Source organism: Kluyvera georgiana (assembly GCF_050990895.1).
Classification (GTDB): Bacteria; Pseudomonadota; Gammaproteobacteria; order Enterobacterales; family Enterobacteriaceae; genus Kluyvera; species Kluyvera georgiana.
The window spans coordinates 3053522-3068300 of sequence record NZ_CP158865.1 but is presented as its reverse complement, the minus strand read 5'-3'; the positions used below and the strand labels follow the sequence as shown (position 1 = coordinate 3068300).

Here is a 14779-nt window from a genome sequence, read left to right as displayed (position 1 = left end):
CTGCGAATGTTACAACCTGTAAATACCATTGTCAAAGACGATTGAAATAATTCCTATCGATCGTTGAAACCGATCGTCATGGATGTTATCAGGAAGCCAGGTGATAACGATCGATATCCCTTTATTGATTGGCGAAAACGATCTGCTGTTATTATTTCATCTGGATTAATTTTCTTTTAAAACAATGTGATGCTTATTTTTTTACTGTGGTGGGAATATGAGGTTAAGGATGGAGTAAGCTATATGTAATCATTTTTTTTGGGAACGTTAATGTTATTGTGTAATAATGTTTCTGATACTTACATTTGTTTGGTGGGAAAAAATTACAGGGAAGTGTTTTGTTGTGTTGAGTGGAAATAAATTTTCCTGTTGTGTGGAAATATTATTTCCTGGAAAGTTGTCAAAGATTTCTGATGACGAAGGATGAGGGCGGTAAATATGAAAGGGAAAAATTATTTCTCGTCCTGTGGGATATTAAACGCTCGTCGTGCGGAGACCTTCCCGGGTCGGGAAGGTCTCTACTGTCTATTACATTCCGGAGAAGACGTTCATGATGACGCCGCCGCTGATGATCAGCAGCATGGCGAAAATCGCGGGCAGGTCTGGTTTCTGCTTATAAAGAATCATCGAGAAGATGGTCACACCCACGATGCCAAAACCGCACCACAGCGAGTAGGCCACGCCAACGGGGATGGTGCTCATGGCGCGGGTCAGGGCGAAATAGCACAGCGCGTAGGCGCAAACCACCAGCACTGATGGCCCCAGTTTACTAAAGCCGTTGGTTTTTTTGATCATCGAAGTGCCGGTGATTTCGGAGCCGATAGACAGCGCCAGCCATAAAAATCCGAGATTAAACATGAGCGATTCCTTCTGCGTTAGTTGGCGATTTTGTTATCAAGGGTGGAAACCTGCGTCGGCGGCGTCTCTTCCGCCTCCTCATGACCCATTTTTGAGAACAGGTTCATGATGACGATGCCGCTGGCAATCACCGCCATGCCGATAATGGCGGCGGTATCCGGGTGCTGACCATAGAAGGCCATGCCCAGCGTCGAAACCACCAGAATGCCGGTTCCTGACCAGGTGGCGTAGGCCAGACCCACCGGAATATCTTTCACCGCGCGGGAGAGCGAGTAGTAGCAGATGCAGTAAAGCACCACGATCAGCGCCAGCAGCAGGGTTTTGGTCATCCCTTCGCTGGAGTCGAACATTTTAAGCGTTGAGGTGGCCGAGGTTTCAGACAAGATAACCAACAGCATCCATAGCCAGCATTTTGTTTTCGAAGACATATCTACACTCCAGGGTGTGTTATCGAGGTAAGGTTATTTTTTTCTGTGCTTTTAAAAAATCGACGGCGGCATCGGTCAACGCGGCGTCGGGTGAGTCGGCCAGCGCCGGATTATTGACGATATCTGTGACAGTCAGATAACGCCGCGGGCGTTCACTGACGGCTGGCGGTTTAGTGTTCGCGGTCAGCCTGTCCAGTATTTCGTTCAGCGTACCCAGGGTGATGCCACTGGCCATCAGACGTTCCAGCGTTGCGCCCATTTGCGCCGCGTAGCCGGGCTGTGCGACGCCGCGTAGCGCGCTTAGCTCACTGTGCGGATCGCAAAGATAGCGCAGCGCCAGCACCGGAATACCCGCCAGTAGCGCATCGTGTACCCTTTGCGCTACCGGGCTTTGCAGCGTACCGTTCAGCACATCCGCCGCCAGCGGATAATCCAGAAACGGTAGCAGCAGCGCCTTGTAGGGGGCGGGCGGTAACGCACGCTGCCAGATCTCCGCGGGTTGCACGTCGCCAAGCGTCTGCCAGCGATCGGCATCCCGCAGCTCGGCGCTCAACGCCAGATGCAGCCGCTCGCCGCAGCACGCCAGGCGTTGGCAAATCTCGTGGCGATACCCCTCCGCCGCGGTCACCATCACCAGCACCGGAGGCTGCAGGCGCTGGAGGATTTGCGTCACCAGACGGTCGATCTGTTGCTCGGTCATCATGGCCTCCGTTAGCCTATCAGCGCCACCTGCTCGCCGTTTTTCAGCCCGGCGGCGTTGGCCTCTTCGGTATCGATGTGGAATTCGAGGGCGAAATCTTCGCGCACCCGCACCACCACTTCATCAAACGTTAGCCGACGCTCGCCGTGGCTGCACACGCTCACCTTCTGGCCGTTGTTGACGTTTAGCTGACGGGCGTCCTGCGGCGACATATGAATGTGCCGCCAGGCGCAGATCACCTGCGAGTGCAGTTCAACGTGGCCTTTCGGCCCCACCAGCAGCGCGCTGCCGGCATTCTCCAGCTGGCCGGATTCGCGCACCGGGGCTTTGATACCCAGCGCGAAACAGTCGGCGCGCGACACTTCCAGCTGCGTGGTCGGTCGGGTTGGGCCGAGCACGCGCACGTTGGTCAGTGAGCCTTTCGGGCCGACGATGGTTACGCACTCTTCGGCGGCAAACTGTCCCGGCTGGCGCAGCGGCTTAAACGGCGTCAAGGTATACCCCTTGCCGAACAGCGCTTCGACATCCTGTTGCGATAAATGCACATGGCGATTAGAGATACCGACCGGGATCGCGGGCGCCGACTCGGCCAGCCGCGCGGCGATTTTTTGCTGTAGCAGGGCGTCAATCATGCCTTCTTCCCTTTCTTATTGGCTGCGTGCTTCTCATCGGCGTTCGGCGCTGGCGCTGGCACCGGCGGCTGCGGCTCAACGGCGGGGGCATCGATTGCCGGTTCGGCGACCACGGTGGTTGGCGCGGCGGCGCGCGGCGGGTGGCCCTTCAGGTTGCTGAGCGCCTCCACCACGCAGCGTTCCGGGCGCGCAATCACCAGCGACGTAACCTGCGGGTCGCTGGTTTTTGCTACCGCGACGCCGCGCTCGACGGCGGTATGAATCGCGCTGATTTCGCCTTCAAAGCAGACGCTCACCAGCCCTGAACCCACCTTGCGATAGCCAATACAGGCCACACCCGCGGCTTTACAGGCGGCGTCGACGGCCTGAACGGCGGCGACTAATCCTCGTGTTTCAATGACGCCTAAACTTTTCATTATCGGCTCCTTTAATGACGAACTAAGCGAATATCAAACTCAAACTGGGCGAAAAACGCTTCGAGCTTATTCAGCTCCTCCACGCTGTAGGTCGGGTCCTGGAGAATCGGGTAGGGCATCTCCAGGCGCTCGTACTTTTTGCGCCCCAGCTGGTGGTACGGCAGCATATCGATACGGCGAATATTGCCGCGCTTCGCCAGCTTCTGGACGTAATCAATCGCTCCGGTAATGGCTTCCCACGAATCGTTGTAGCCGCGCACCAGCGGCATGCGCACAATCACATTCGCGCCGGAATCGACCAGCCACTCGAGGTTGCGGCGTACGCCTTCGTTACCGATGCCGAACAGCGTCTTGTGGTGATCGCTGTCGATCTGTTTGATGTCGAACAAGAAGGTATCGGTGACCGGCGCCAGCTTCTGGTAGTTGGCCAGCGGGGTGGTGCCCTGCGTCTCGACGGCGGTGTTGATCATCATCTTCTTGCATTCACTGAACAGGGCCACGGCAAAGTCGGTTTGCAGGCTCATTTCACCGCCGCCGATGGTAACGCCGCCGCCGGAAGAGACGTAAAAATCATAGTCCTGCATGATGATGTCCATCAGCTCGCTGACGGTGACGTCTTTACCCATAATATCCAGCGCGTTCTGGGTGCAGATCTCCTCGCACTTACGGCAGCCAATGCAGTCTTTATTGCGGTTGACGAAGTGTTTCATGGCGCCGTTTTCTTCTGCGCGGTAGTGAATGCCCGCCGGGCAGACGTTGACGCAGTCGCCGCAGTTAATGCATTTATCCTGCGAGAACATCACCTGGAACTGGCTGCTTAACCCTTCCGGGTTGGCGCACCACGGGCAGCGAATATTGCAGCCTTTGAAAAACACCAGCGTGCGGATGCCGTCGCCGTCGTAGATCGAGTATTTCTGAATGTTGAAAATGCGCCCGGTTAATTCTGTCTTTGCTATCACGCTTGCCTCCTGAAACATCGGACTTCCTTGTCCACAGCGGTCCGTCTTATCAGAACTTCTCAATCACCGTACGGCTGATGATCTCGTCCTGAACTTCCTTACATAATTCAACGAAATAGGCGCTGTAACCCGCTACACGGACGATCAGGTCGCGGTATTTCTCCGGCTCCTGCTGGGCCTTTTTCAACACCTCGTTATCGACGTAGCTGAACTGCATCTGGCCGTTGCCGAGAATCGACGCGGTGCGCAGCAGCGTAATCAGGCCGTGGCGGCCTTCCGGAGTATCCAGCAGCCCTTTGAGGAACTTGAAGTTGTGCACCATGCCGATGTTCATGGTTTCCACGTTCATCTTGCTCACCGACTTGATGATCGCCGTCGGACCTTGCTTATCCGCGCCCTGGGTTGGGCTGATGCCATCAGAGAGCGGCATCCACGCCAGACGGCCGTTCGGCGTGGCGTTGGTCAGCTCACCGATTGGCGTGTTGTTGGAGATAGACAGGGTGCCGTGGCTCAGGGTGGAGTAGAGCATTTTGTACTTGCGGCACTCGCGCTCGGTCCATTCGGTGATATCCAGCGCGTACTGGTCAACGTAGTTATCATCGTTGCCGTATTTCGGCGCGTTCAGGCAGTCGCGGCGCAGCGCTTCAAAGCCTTCAAAGTTCGCCAGCATCGCATCGCGCATCTGCTCGAGGGTATATTTCTTATCCTCGTACACCAGTTTGCGAATCGCGGCCATGGAGTCGACGTAGGTTGCCAGACCGGAGAAAATCAGCCCTGGACCGTGGTTGATCATCGCGCCGCCTGCGGAGACGTCCTTGCCTTTTTCCATGCAGCCTTCCACCAGCAGCGACATCAGCGGTTTTGGCGCCACGTCACGGTGCACGCGCTGGCTGATAACCGTACCGATGGCCGACAGGCGGACGATATGGGCGATCTGTTTTTTCACCGCCGCGTCAAATTCTTCGAAGGTGTGCAGGTCGCGCAGGTCGCCGGTATCCAGCCCCTGATAGCTATCGAACAGCACCATGCGGCCACGGTTGAGCACGAACTCGATGGCAATTGGCCACTGGGTATAGCCGGTGGACGTCCACTGGTAGATGCGGCCGGATTTCTGCGGTTCCACGCAGCCCATCAGGCAGTAGTCGCGGGCGTCTTCGAAATCGAAGCCTTTGCGCAGCATCATCTTGATATGCGAGTCATCGAAGTGACAGGCCGGGAATCCCATCCCCGCTTTCACCACGTCGACGATTTTTTCCATGTACTTCTGCGGCGACTGGTTGTGAATACGGCAGGCCAGCGACGGCTGGTACACCTTCACGAAGCGCACGGCGTCCATAATCAGGTAGGTCAGGTCGTTACAGGCATCGCCGCCGGAACGCTTCTGGCCGCCGACGGTCAGGTTGATAAACGGCTGGTAGCCAGCGAAATATTTCGCGCCCAGCTCGCTGGACATCCACATCAGTTCGGCGCACTTGATGATAAACGCCTGCATCAGCTCCAGCGCGGTTTCGTGAGTCAGGCGGCCTTCGCGGATATCGGCTTCAAACATTGGGTAGCAGTACTGGTCGACGCGGCCCAGCGACAGGCCGGTCTGGTTCTCTTCAATCTCAAACAGCGATTCCACCGTCCAGATACTTTGCAGCGCTTCCTGCAAGGTTTTCGGCGGGTTGGCCGGGACGTTCTGGTTCACTTCGGCGATGGTCAGCAGCTCGGCGCGACGCTGAGGGTTTTGCTCCAGCGCGGCCAGTTCGCGGGCGCGGGCGGCAATGCGGTGGGCATAGTTAATCACCCCTTCGCAGGTTTCAATCGCCGCTTTGTAGTAGTAAATACGGTCGATATCTTCCGGGTTTTCCATGCTCAGGCTGGCGAGCTGCGCTTCGGCATCCGCTTTAATGCCGTTCATGCCTTTGGTGAACAGCAGCACGTCATAGCCCGGGCAGGTGTCGCCGCCGCCGTTGATCTGGTGGTAGGAGAGGTCGCTGACGAAGGTCTCGCCGCTGAACGCCCAGACGCCCGCTTCGCGGTACTGCGCTTCACAGATCTCATCCAGCGAGCGGCCTTCCCAGAACGGGACGATCTCTTCGCGGATGGTTTTCTTGTCTTCTTCGCTGATCTCAAACGGATCCTGCGGACGAGTGCTCATGGTATCGAGTTCGTCGCGCACCCAGCGCCAGGCAATATCCGGGGAGAACGCGCCCGCGCGCGGCTTGCCGCACGGATGACCGACGATCAGCTCGTCGTCCTGAATCAGGATCGGCGCGGTTTCGCAGGCGTGGCGGAAGGCTTTGGCGCGCAGCAGAATGGTCGGCATGCCCGGGTTGGCTTTTACCACTTCGGTAAAGGCCAGCGCGCGGTAGATGGAGACGCTCGGACGCACGGTCAGGTAGTGGTTGCGCAGACGCTGCATGCGCGGGGTCAGGCCTTCCGTGGTGGGGGGTTCGCTTGCGGCGGCGAACGGCACGGCGGCGACTTTCTGCTCGCCGCTGAACAGCCGCACCGGAAGGCGCAGGGCGCTGAGGTTTTGCTGCGCGCTGAGGAACATGGCGGAAAGTTCGTTGATCCCCGCGTTTTCAAGGCTTGCGCCGTGGAGCAGGGCATCGAACATCGGGTAGCCGTCGATAGCGCTGGCGGCGCGGACTTCGCTCAGCTCTGCCAGTTTAAACCACAGAGACTCAACGATTTCGTAGGCCTGCGCCTCGGTCAGGGTGCCGTTGGCGATATCGTGCTGGTAGTACGGCAGCAGCGCTTTGTCTGCGCCTTCCGGGTTGACCGCGTAGCTGCCGTTATCCAGCTGTAGCGCCAGCTGGAACAGGTAAAACGCCTGGCAGGCTTCTTTGAAGCTGCGCGCCGGGTGGGCCGGAACGTGGTGCAAAATGGCGGCGCTGTCGAGCAGTTCGGCCTTACGGTAGGCGTTGGTCTCTGCGGCGGCGAGCTGTTCCGCGCTGTTAGCCAGGTTCTGCGCCAGCGCCATCAGCGCGTCGCAGGCGTAGATGGCAGCGCGGCAGCCGTTGACTTCGTCCATGCCGCTGCGGCTAACCGCGCTGCCGAGCGTACGGGTTTTCTCTTCCAGCTGGTGTTTAATCGCCAGCACGCCTTTCTCTACCACCAGCTTGTAATCCGGAGAGTCGAGATCGCTGTTCAGATTCAGAAACTGGAAGACGGATGGGCGGCGCGCGGCGTTTTCGTCGTGGAAAATCGCCCCGTGCGGCTTGCGGGTCTGGTTGCCGACGATCAGCTCGTCGGCGCTGATGGTCAGCGGTAGCTGGCGCATCAGTTCATAGAAACGGCGCGCCGGTTTAACGGCAGCGGGAACGCCGGCAATATCGCCGTCCAGGCCGCTCAGAATGGCGGCGTGCTCGGTGCACAGGGTGCTGGCGTGTGCCTGTAAACGTTCAGCCAGCACTTTGACGCGCGGCGTTAAGCTGTAGTGTGCCATGTAGTATTCTCCAGATGTTCTTTTTCCGCGGTTGATGACAACCCGGCTATGGATACAGTGTCCGTATTCCTGCCGGGTGGCGGCTGACGCCTTACCCGGCCTACAAATAACTCAGCGGTCCACCGGTTATCTGTTACCCGTAGGCCCGTGCAAGCGGAGCGCCGCCGGGCGATTCCAGGCTACCGGTCCACGCCCGGCGATAGAGTTCGGTGAGTGCTTGAGCGTCCGGCGTGCGTGGGTTCGTCGGCGTACAGCTGTCGCGCAGCGCCTGGCCGACCATCTCCGGCAGTCGTTGTTCGAAATCGCCAGCATCGATGCCGGTATCACCAATGCCGGCCGGCATGGTCATTTCGTCTTTTAGCGCCTGAATGGCGACCAGCAGGCTGTTAACCCCCTGGCGAGTCGTGGCTGCGGGCAGGTCCAGCAGGTGAGCCAGCCGGGCATATTTATGAGCGGCGGCGGTGTCGCACTGGCCCTGGTAGTCCGCGTTCCATGCCACTACGCTCCCCATCAGCAGGGCGTTGGCACGGCCATGCGGTACGCGGAATACGCCGCCGAGCGCGTGCGCCAGGCTGTGGGTGATGCCCAGCGAGGCATTGGTAAACGCCATGCCTGCCATGCAGGAGGCGTTGTGCATTTTTTCTCGCGCCAGCAGATCGTGTCCGTTACGCCAACAGGTGGGCAGATAGCGGAACACCTGCTGCACCACTTTCTCGGCCAGCGCGTCGGAAAAGTCGCTGGCGGCGGTGGAGACATAGGCCTCCAGCGCGTGGCACAGGACGTCCATCCCGGTGTCGGCGGTGATGGCGGGCGGAACCGAGGCGACAAGCGACGGGTCAAGAATGGCGATATCCGGCAGCAGCGATGGGTCGACCAGCACCAGCTTTTCGGCATGGGCCTTGACCACCGAAAAACTGGTCACTTCCGAGCCGGTGCCGCTGGTGGTGGGGATCGCCACAAACTGCGGGCGTTCACGTCCTGCCTCCGGACGGGTCTGCGCCAGAGCGAAAATCACCGCCTTGGCGGCGTCAATCACGGAGCCGCCGCCCAACGCGATGACCAGATCCGGCGCGCAGCTGTCCATGCGCTTCATCCCGCGCACCACGGTGGCGATATCCGGGTCGGCCACCACATCGTCCCAGACCTGCATGTCGATACCGCGCTGGCGCAGGATGTCGGTCACCCGCGAGGCGAGGCCAAATTTCACCATCGCCTGGTCGGTGACCAGCAGCGCACGCTGAGCGGACACGTCGTTCAGGGCGGCAAGCGCGTCCTGACCAAAACGGATCCGGGGTTTCAGCAAAAATTCACTCATTGGGTTATTCACTCCTTACGCGTCCCGAAAGACGTTCTCGACAATGGCAACCACCGACATCGCCTTGTAACGGTCCTTGTTAAGCGCGAAATACTCTTCCGCCAGCACAATGTCGTGCATGCCTGCGCCGACGCTGTCGACGGCAACCCAGGTGCGGTTCTTCATCGGCTGCCGATCGTCGTCCAGTTGGGTTATCAGCAGCAGGTTGCTGCCGCGTAGCTCATCGCATTTCTGCGTGGCGACGACATGTCCGGTTACCTTTGCGAGAATCATCGTTTTTATCGCCTTATATCAATGCGTTACTTGCCTAAGCGCTCAAGCACCTGGCGGATGACGCGTTCCACGTTTTGCTCGCTTATCTCGCCTTCCACCTCGGTCGTCGCGCTGGCGAAGCGGTTATCGCTTGCGCTCGTGGCGGTAGGGGAAGGGGAGGTGAAGCGCGCGTCGTCGAGGATGCTGCGGCGCGGATCGACCGACTGGCTGACGATCGTCGGCTGTGGCTCGACGCGGCTACCCGGTGCGCGCAATTCGTCAATGGAGCGCACGCCGTAGCCCACTTTGCGGATGTTCAGCAGGTTCATCGGCCCGACGTTATCGGAGCTGGAGCCGCCGCCGACCGCACCGCAGCCCAGCGTTAACGCGGGAGAGATGTTGGTGGTCGCGCCAATGCCGCCGAGGGCCGCGGGGGTGTTAATCAGAATGCGGTTAACCGGTTTTTCGAGGCAGAACTGGCGAATCACGTCCTGGTTACGGGTGTGGATCACCAGCGTGTGGCCGAGGCCTTCGTTGGTCAGCAGCTCCATCACGCGGTTGCAGGCTGCTTTCCAGTCCTCTTCCACGTACAGGCCGAGTACCGGACACAGTTTTTCACGGGAGTAGGGGTTGGTATGTGAAACGGTGGTCTGCTCGGCAATCAGCACGCGGGTGCTGGCCGGGACGCAGAAGCCCGCCATCTGGCTTAAATAGAGCGCCGTTTTACCGACCACTTTCGGGTTGATGGTGCCGTTCGGGCGCAGCAGCAGGGCCGCCATTTTCGCCGCTTCACCTTCGTTCATAAAGTACGCGCCCTGGGCTTCCAGCTCGCGATGAACCTCGTCGTAAATGCAACGTTCGACGATGATCGACTGTTCGGAGGCGCAAATGACGCCGTTATCGAAGGTTTTGCTGGTAATGATATCTTTCACCGCGTGGTGGATATCGGCGCTGCGCTCGATAAACGCCGGGCCGTTACCCGGGCCACCGCTGATGGTTGGCGTGCCGGAGGCGTAGGCGGCGCGCACCATCCCTTCGCCGCCGGTCGCCAGAATCAGCGACACCTCTTTGCTGTGCATCAGCTCGGAGGTGGCTTCCAGCGTCAGTTCAGTGATGCCGTCGACGATGCCCGCCGGAGCGCCCGCCGCTTCGGCCGCGCGTTTGACAATCTCGATGGCCTTCCAACTGCACTGACGCGCCCCCGGATGCGGCGAGAAAATAATCGCATTACCGGCTTTCAGGGCAATCAGCGTCTTGTAGATAACCGTCGAAGTGGGGTTGGTGGAGGGCACCAGCGCGCAGATAACGCCGAGCGGCACGCCCACGTCCATCACTTTTTTCTGTTGATCGTCATGAATGATGCCGACGGTCTTCATATCTTTGATGGCGTCGTAAACGCGCAGCGAGGCAAAACGGTTCTTCAGGACTTTATCCTGCCAGTTGCCGAAGCCGGTCTCTTCCGCGGCCATTTTCGCTAGCGCTTCGGCATGGTGCGCCGCTTCCTGGGCCACGTTTTTCACGATGGCGTCGATTTGCTGCTGTGAAAAGGTGGCTATCACGGCTTGTGCCTTTTTGGCGTTGCGCACCAGTTCTCGCGCGTTCTGGCGAGAGAGCAAATCGGTATCCAGTTCAATCATGAGTCTATCCTTCATCAGGCTAAAAGAGTGCAGACGGGGCGTGCCCTGTCAGGTCATGCTTTATGCTGCGACGCGATTTTTTCGATATCGTTATGCGGACGTGCAATCACGCGGGAAGTGACCACTTCGCCGATACGTTTCGCCGCTTCCACGCCGGAATCCACCGCCGCGTTGACCGCGCCGACGTCGCCTTTCACCATCGCGGTGACCAGCCCGGAGCCGACGTTTTCATAGCCAATCAGCTCAACGTTGGCGGCTTTACACATCGCATCTGCCGCTTCAATGCAGGCCACCAGCCCTTTGGTTTCAATCAAGCCAAGCGCTTCTTTCATCATGGTTTCTCCGGTTACTCGGTAATTTTGTAGTGGGCGACAATCTTGTTGATGTCGTTATGCGGACGCGCGATAACCAGTGAAGTCACCACTTCGCCAATGCGCTGTGCGGACTCGACGCCGGAATCCACCGCCGCTTTCACCGCGCCGACGTCGCCTTTCACCATCGCGGTGACGAGGCCGGAGCCGACGTTTTCATAGCCAATCAGTTCAACGTTGGCGGCTTTGCACATCGCATCTGCCGCTTCAATGCAGGCCACCAGCCCTTTGGTTTCAATCAGACCTAATGCATCACCCATTTGCGTTCTCCTGGCCTTAAGCCTTGTGTTTAATAACAATTTTGTTGATGTCGTTATGCGGACGTGCAATCACCAGCGACGTCACCACTTCCCCGATGCGCTGCGCGGACTCGACGCCGGAATCCACCGCCGCTTTCACCGCGCCGACGTCGCCTTTCACCATCGCGGTGACCAGGCCGGAGCCGACGTTTTCATAGCCAATCAGCTCGACGTTCGCGGCTTTACACATCGCGTCCGCGGCTTCAATACAGGCCACCAGACCTTTGGTTTCGATAAGCCCCAATGCATCACCCATGGCTCTCTCCTCAGAACAGGTTGTGATTTATGGAAAACCGGCCGTGTCACGGCGTTAACCCACGGCTGCGGCGTTCGAATGTCACTATAGGGGGGGAGAATCTTGATGGAACTTAAATCCGATAGTTGTAATTATTTAGTATATAACTCTGTTATTTAGTCTTTTTAGATAACGTATTTATGTTTTTATGCTGTAAAGCCCATATTGATTTTGCCTTCAATAAGGCGGTTTTTAGCCCGATTTTATCGGGCGTATGAAATGTTATTAGATTGCTAAATGATTTCAAAAAAGGGGTAACATAGCGCGGGGATTAGTGTGGCGAGGCGCAGGTTTCCGACGGTAGCCTAAACGCAAAAAATGCGCTTTTTAGCCGGTGATGAGGTGAGGCCATGAGGGGATGCGTGGCCGATCACAGTTTACAACAGGGTTTGATAACGGGAGGAAAAGTTATGCTGCAGGGATTGAATCATCTGACGCTGGCGGTCAGCGATCTGGCGTCAAGCCTGGCGTTTTATCAGCGGTTACCTGGAATGCGTCTGCACGCCCGTTGGGATAGCGGAGCATATCTTTCCTGCGGGGCGTTGTGGCTATGCTTGTCGCTGGATGCGCAGCGGCGTAAAACGCCCGCTCAGGAAAGCGACTATACCCATTATGCTTTCAGCGTGGCGGAAGAGCACTTTGCCGAGGTGGTCGCCCAGCTGGCGCACGCGGGGGCCGAAGTATGGAAAGACAACCGCAGCGAAGGGGCGTCGTACTATTTTCTCGACCCTGACGGCCATAAGCTGGAACTGCATGTGGGTAATTTGGCACAGCGGCTGGCCGCCTGTCGGGAACGCCCGTACAAGGGGATGGTCTTTTTTGACTGACGGGTTAGTTCAGCTTACTGCCGGATTTCAACGTGCAGATCCACAGCGGTGAATTGATAGAGCTGAGCAGGATAGCCTTTTCGTTGAGCTTCTGGGCGTTGAGAAACAGCCCGTCGTGGCTGTCGGACATCTCGCGCATAAAGTAGTCGAAAATCACGTCCGGCGATTCATCAATCGAGGAGGCGCTCGATTCCCACTGATTGATGCGGTAATGACGCTCGGTGGCGGAGATGCGTTTGCTGCTGTAGGTAAACTTCACGTAGCGTTGCAGGTAGAGCCAGCCGGCGGCAGAGTCGGTGTAACCTTCGACCACCATCGAGCCTTTACCCTGCGCGCCGAAATTGAAGTGAATATTGCCGTTAACGTTCTCTTTTTCCATGTTTTCAAAGCGCATGATGCCCTTAGTGGAACAGCTCATGACACCCGCATTGTCGTCAGGGAGCAGCCGCCAGGCGCTAAACGCGGCGGCGGCAATAAATACCAGAACGCAGAGGGCAAAGAACGGACGCGGCGCGAGTCTCATTACGGCTTCCAGGAATAGTAAAAGTAGTTATCGCAATAGCTGAACGGGTTGTCTTCGTGCATGGCGCAGTGGGCAAGGAACACGCGCCCCAGTCCGTTGGTTTCCAGTCGGTCGCCGTAGAAGAAGAGAAAACGTTCACCGGGTTTACAGGCAATATTCAGCCGCTGGCGCACTTCATCGAAGTTCTTGCCGTAGGACTCTTCGCTGACCGAACGTCGCATTTCATCGCTGGCCAGCAGTTCGCACTGGCTATGGCTGAGGCGGGTCAGCGCGATAGGCTGAGATTCGCTGACGCCGACCAGACTGAAGGCAACCAGAAGCAGCGCAATGGTGAGCAAGCAGGCGCCGGCCATGTACCAGCACATCCCGCGGGCATGTGCGGAGCGCGGTGCGTCTGGCGTTGTCGCAACGGGCGGCGGTTCGGCCGGTGTCTGTTGTGGTGAAACCGGTGGCGCGTCGTTCAGCGCTTCGATAATGACCTCGGGATTCAACTGCAAATAGCCGCGCGAGACGGTGACGATGATGTTATCGACGCCGTAATGACGGAAGGTTTTCCGCAGCATGCTGAGATATTGGTTCAGATTGCTGTTGGATGAGGTTAATCCATTGTCATCCCAGACTTTTTTCAGAACATCTTCCCGGCTGACTATCTCGGTATGGCGCAGAAAATAGTTAAACAGGGCGCTGGCGGTGAGGGAAAGCTGGCTGTCCGGTTCATCGCTTTGCGGCAGCGTCAGGGTACCGTCGGTAGCGTCGTAGATAAAACGGGCATTGATGTTGTAGCGCATCGCGGCCTCAGTCTGTGCTTCACGCGGGAAGCGTCATTTTATTCAGGGAGTCAACCAGCGCGCGACGGTGGTCGGCGCTCATGGTGATCCCTTCCGTCAACTCCGAAAGCCAGATGCCGTCAGCGGCGTAGCGCACCAGCGTGCCGGTCGGGCTGTTATCCAGCTCATCGCCCTGCGCCAGTTTTTCCAGCATCCAGTCGCGCCAGCATTTACGCAGCACCGGTTCATCGGGCATGGCTAGCGACAGCACCATAAGCTGGCGGCTTTCATGGGTGTCCGTGAGGTCCGCCAGATAGTTCAGATAGGCCCGGGTAAACCGACCGTAGCTCACGCCATCCTGTTGCATCAGGGCGGTAATCGCTTCTTCCATAATCGCCAGTAGACGCGCGAACAGGGCGAATATCAGCGCCTGCTTGTTCGGGAAATGGTGGATAAGGCCGCCTTTACTGACGCCAGCCTCGCGGGCAACGGCGTTCAGCGACAGGGCGGCAATGCCATCCCGACCAGCAATCATTGCCGCGGACTCCAGCAATTGTTGGTGTAGACGGACCGGATCTTTCTTGCGATGTTGGGCTTCCATGTTCATGGCCCGAATCATACCGACCAGACGGTATGATTATTTTTGACGACGATCAAGGCGTACGGGATGTCAGTAGATTGAATGTGGTTAATGCGCGAGAGGTCACAATTCGTAGTATGAATCAGGCAGTTATCACCCAGGTGTCGTTTTGGCAAAAAAACGCGGTGAGGGGGCTCACCGCGTTCGAGCGTTTATGACAATAACGACTTACTTCTGAGCGGCGCTTTTGGCCTTCGCTTTGGCGTTGTCACAGGCGGTCTGGTTTTTCGCACAGGCGTCTTTCGCGGCTTTCGCCTCTTTCTGGGCGTTAGCTTTCGCCGTGCTTTTGGCCTGAGCGCACTGCGTGGGGTTGTCCTGGCAGGCGGTTTTCGCTTTGTTGATAGCCTGGCCGTTAGCCGCCGTTGCTGCACCGCAAATCAACATGGCGCATGTGCCCAGCATCAGAGTGATTTTTTTCATGGAC

Annotated in this window: 18 protein-coding genes; 1 reads left to right on the top strand and 17 read right to left on the bottom strand. The window is 57.8% G+C overall.

Features of this window, described 5'->3' with window-relative positions:
- Nucleotides 1-528: 528 nt before the first annotated feature.
- The 13 genes from ABTW00_RS14685 to ABTW00_RS14625 all read right to left on the bottom strand — a co-directional run bounded on the left by ABTW00_RS14685 (nucleotide 529) and on the right by ABTW00_RS14625 (nucleotide 11559).
- Nucleotides 529-858 (bottom strand): DMT family transporter, encoded by a 330-nt coding sequence (locus tag ABTW00_RS14685; protein WP_065356243.1) that lies wholly within the window; start codon nucleotides 856-858, stop codon nucleotides 529-531.
- A 17-nt stretch (nucleotides 859-875) separates the two neighbouring features.
- The gene (locus tag ABTW00_RS14680) at nucleotides 876-1286 is read right to left on the bottom strand and encodes a DMT family transporter (protein ID WP_065356244.1); all 411 of its coding nucleotides are present in this window, start codon (nucleotides 1284-1286) and stop codon (nucleotides 876-878) included.
- Between the two features lie 19 nt (nucleotides 1287-1305).
- Nucleotides 1306-1986 carry a hypothetical protein gene (locus tag ABTW00_RS14675; RefSeq protein ID WP_433636160.1) on the bottom strand — a complete coding sequence of 227 codons (681 nt, stop codon included), beginning with the start codon at nucleotides 1984-1986 and terminating at the stop codon, nucleotides 1306-1308.
- An 11-nt stretch (nucleotides 1987-1997) separates the two neighbouring features.
- A complete protein-coding gene (locus tag ABTW00_RS14670) occupies nucleotides 1998-2618 on the bottom strand; it encodes a phosphate propanoyltransferase (protein ID WP_433636159.1) in 621 nt (206 codons plus the stop codon).
- A complete protein-coding gene (locus ABTW00_RS14665; RefSeq protein ID WP_433636158.1) occupies nucleotides 2615-3034 on the bottom strand; it encodes a BMC domain-containing protein in 420 nt (139 codons plus the stop codon). The genes ABTW00_RS14670 and ABTW00_RS14665 overlap by 4 nt, the downstream gene beginning before the upstream one ends.
- An 11-nt stretch (nucleotides 3035-3045) precedes the next feature.
- Nucleotides 3046-3993: a choline TMA-lyase-activating enzyme gene (gene cutD / locus ABTW00_RS14660; protein ID WP_433636157.1), complete on the bottom strand. Its 948-nt coding sequence runs from the start codon at nucleotides 3991-3993 to the stop codon at nucleotides 3046-3048.
- Between the two features lie 49 nt (nucleotides 3994-4042).
- Entirely contained in the window at nucleotides 4043-7429 is a 3387-nt protein-coding gene (gene cutC, locus ABTW00_RS14655) for a choline trimethylamine-lyase (protein WP_433636156.1), read from the bottom strand.
- A 133-nt stretch (nucleotides 7430-7562) separates the two neighbouring features.
- A complete protein-coding gene (locus ABTW00_RS14650) occupies nucleotides 7563-8744 on the bottom strand; it encodes a 1-propanol dehydrogenase PduQ (RefSeq protein ID WP_433636155.1) in 1182 nt (393 codons plus the stop codon).
- A gap of 15 nt (nucleotides 8745-8759) precedes the next feature.
- The gene (locus tag ABTW00_RS14645; protein ID WP_065356250.1) at nucleotides 8760-9017 is read right to left on the bottom strand and encodes a EutN/CcmL family microcompartment protein; all 258 of its coding nucleotides are present in this window, start codon (nucleotides 9015-9017) and stop codon (nucleotides 8760-8762) included.
- Between the two features lie 26 nt (nucleotides 9018-9043).
- Nucleotides 9044-10633 carry an acetaldehyde dehydrogenase (acetylating) gene (locus ABTW00_RS14640; RefSeq protein ID WP_433636154.1) on the bottom strand — a complete coding sequence of 530 codons (1590 nt, stop codon included), beginning with the start codon at nucleotides 10631-10633 and terminating at the stop codon, nucleotides 9044-9046.
- 53 nt (nucleotides 10634-10686) lie between these two features.
- Nucleotides 10687-10965: a BMC domain-containing protein gene (locus ABTW00_RS14635; protein ID WP_015585230.1), complete on the bottom strand. Its 279-nt coding sequence runs from the start codon at nucleotides 10963-10965 to the stop codon at nucleotides 10687-10689.
- A gap of 14 nt (nucleotides 10966-10979) precedes the next feature.
- Entirely contained in the window at nucleotides 10980-11264 is a 285-nt protein-coding gene (locus ABTW00_RS14630) for a BMC domain-containing protein (RefSeq protein ID WP_065356252.1), read from the bottom strand.
- 16 nt (nucleotides 11265-11280) lie between these two features.
- Nucleotides 11281-11559 carry a BMC domain-containing protein gene (locus ABTW00_RS14625; RefSeq protein WP_001540796.1) on the bottom strand — a complete coding sequence of 93 codons (279 nt, stop codon included), beginning with the start codon at nucleotides 11557-11559 and terminating at the stop codon, nucleotides 11281-11283.
- Nucleotides 11560-12008: 449 nt separating this feature from the next.
- Here ABTW00_RS14625 and fosA point away from each other — a divergent pair, with 449 nt between their 5' ends.
- Entirely contained in the window at nucleotides 12009-12425 is a 417-nt protein-coding gene (gene fosA, locus ABTW00_RS14620; RefSeq protein ID WP_433636153.1) for a FosA3/FosA4 family fosfomycin resistance glutathione transferase, read from the top strand.
- Between the two features lie 4 nt (nucleotides 12426-12429).
- Here fosA and ABTW00_RS14615 read toward each other — a convergent pair whose 3' ends face one another.
- From ABTW00_RS14615 to ABTW00_RS14600, 4 genes are all read right to left on the bottom strand, one after another.
- A complete protein-coding gene (locus tag ABTW00_RS14615) occupies nucleotides 12430-12948 on the bottom strand; it encodes a FidL-like protein (protein WP_034169467.1) in 519 nt (172 codons plus the stop codon).
- On the bottom strand, nucleotides 12948-13736 hold the full coding sequence (locus ABTW00_RS14610) for a winged helix-turn-helix domain-containing protein (RefSeq protein ID WP_271447848.1): 789 nt from the start codon (nucleotides 13734-13736) through the stop codon (nucleotides 12948-12950). Before ABTW00_RS14610 ends, ABTW00_RS14615 begins: the two co-directional genes overlap by 1 nt.
- 19 nt (nucleotides 13737-13755) lie before the next feature.
- Nucleotides 13756-14334 (bottom strand): TetR/AcrR family transcriptional regulator, encoded by a 579-nt coding sequence (locus tag ABTW00_RS14605; protein ID WP_064548968.1) that lies wholly within the window; start codon nucleotides 14332-14334, stop codon nucleotides 13756-13758.
- A 189-nt stretch (nucleotides 14335-14523) separates the two neighbouring features.
- A complete protein-coding gene (locus ABTW00_RS14600) occupies nucleotides 14524-14775 on the bottom strand; it encodes a late histone H1 (RefSeq protein ID WP_271447850.1) in 252 nt (83 codons plus the stop codon).
- Between the last annotated feature and the right edge of the window lie 4 nt (nucleotides 14776-14779).

Coding starts and splice junctions, on each gene's coding strand:
- ABTW00_RS14685 (WP_065356243.1), bottom strand. CDS start 858: ATGTTTAATCTCGGATTTTTATGGCTGGCGCTGTCTATCGGCTCCGAA.
- ABTW00_RS14680 (WP_065356244.1), bottom strand. CDS start 1,286: ATGTCTTCGAAAACAAAATGCTGGCTATGGATGCTGTTGGTTATCTTG.
- ABTW00_RS14675 (WP_433636160.1), bottom strand. CDS start 1,986: ATGACCGAGCAACAGATCGACCGTCTGGTGACGCAAATCCTCCAGCGC.
- ABTW00_RS14670 (WP_433636159.1), bottom strand. CDS start 2,618: ATGATTGACGCCCTGCTACAGCAAAAAATCGCCGCGCGGCTGGCCGAG.
- ABTW00_RS14665 (WP_433636158.1), bottom strand. CDS start 3,034: ATGAAAAGTTTAGGCGTCATTGAAACACGAGGATTAGTCGCCGCCGTT.
- cutC (WP_433636156.1), bottom strand. CDS start 7,429: ATGGCACACTACAGCTTAACGCCGCGCGTCAAAGTGCTGGCTGAACGT.
- ABTW00_RS14650 (WP_433636155.1), bottom strand. CDS start 8,744: ATGAGTGAATTTTTGCTGAAACCCCGGATCCGTTTTGGTCAGGACGCG.
- ABTW00_RS14645 (WP_065356250.1), bottom strand. CDS start 9,017: ATGATTCTCGCAAAGGTAACCGGACATGTCGTCGCCACGCAGAAATGC.
- ABTW00_RS14640 (WP_433636154.1), bottom strand. CDS start 10,633: ATGATTGAACTGGATACCGATTTGCTCTCTCGCCAGAACGCGCGAGAA.
- ABTW00_RS14635 (WP_015585230.1), bottom strand. CDS start 10,965: ATGAAAGAAGCGCTTGGCTTGATTGAAACCAAAGGGCTGGTGGCCTGC.
- ABTW00_RS14630 (WP_065356252.1), bottom strand. CDS start 11,264: ATGGGTGATGCATTAGGTCTGATTGAAACCAAAGGGCTGGTGGCCTGC.
- ABTW00_RS14625 (WP_001540796.1), bottom strand. CDS start 11,559: ATGGGTGATGCATTGGGGCTTATCGAAACCAAAGGTCTGGTGGCCTGT.
- fosA (WP_433636153.1), top strand. CDS start 12,009: ATGCTGCAGGGATTGAATCATCTGACGCTGGCGGTCAGCGATCTGGCG.
- ABTW00_RS14615 (WP_034169467.1), bottom strand. CDS start 12,948: ATGAGACTCGCGCCGCGTCCGTTCTTTGCCCTCTGCGTTCTGGTATTT.
- ABTW00_RS14610 (WP_271447848.1), bottom strand. CDS start 13,736: ATGCGCTACAACATCAATGCCCGTTTTATCTACGACGCTACCGACGGT.
- ABTW00_RS14605 (WP_064548968.1), bottom strand. CDS start 14,334: ATGATTCGGGCCATGAACATGGAAGCCCAACATCGCAAGAAAGATCCG.
- ABTW00_RS14600 (WP_271447850.1), bottom strand. CDS start 14,775: ATGAAAAAAATCACTCTGATGCTGGGCACATGCGCCATGTTGATTTGC.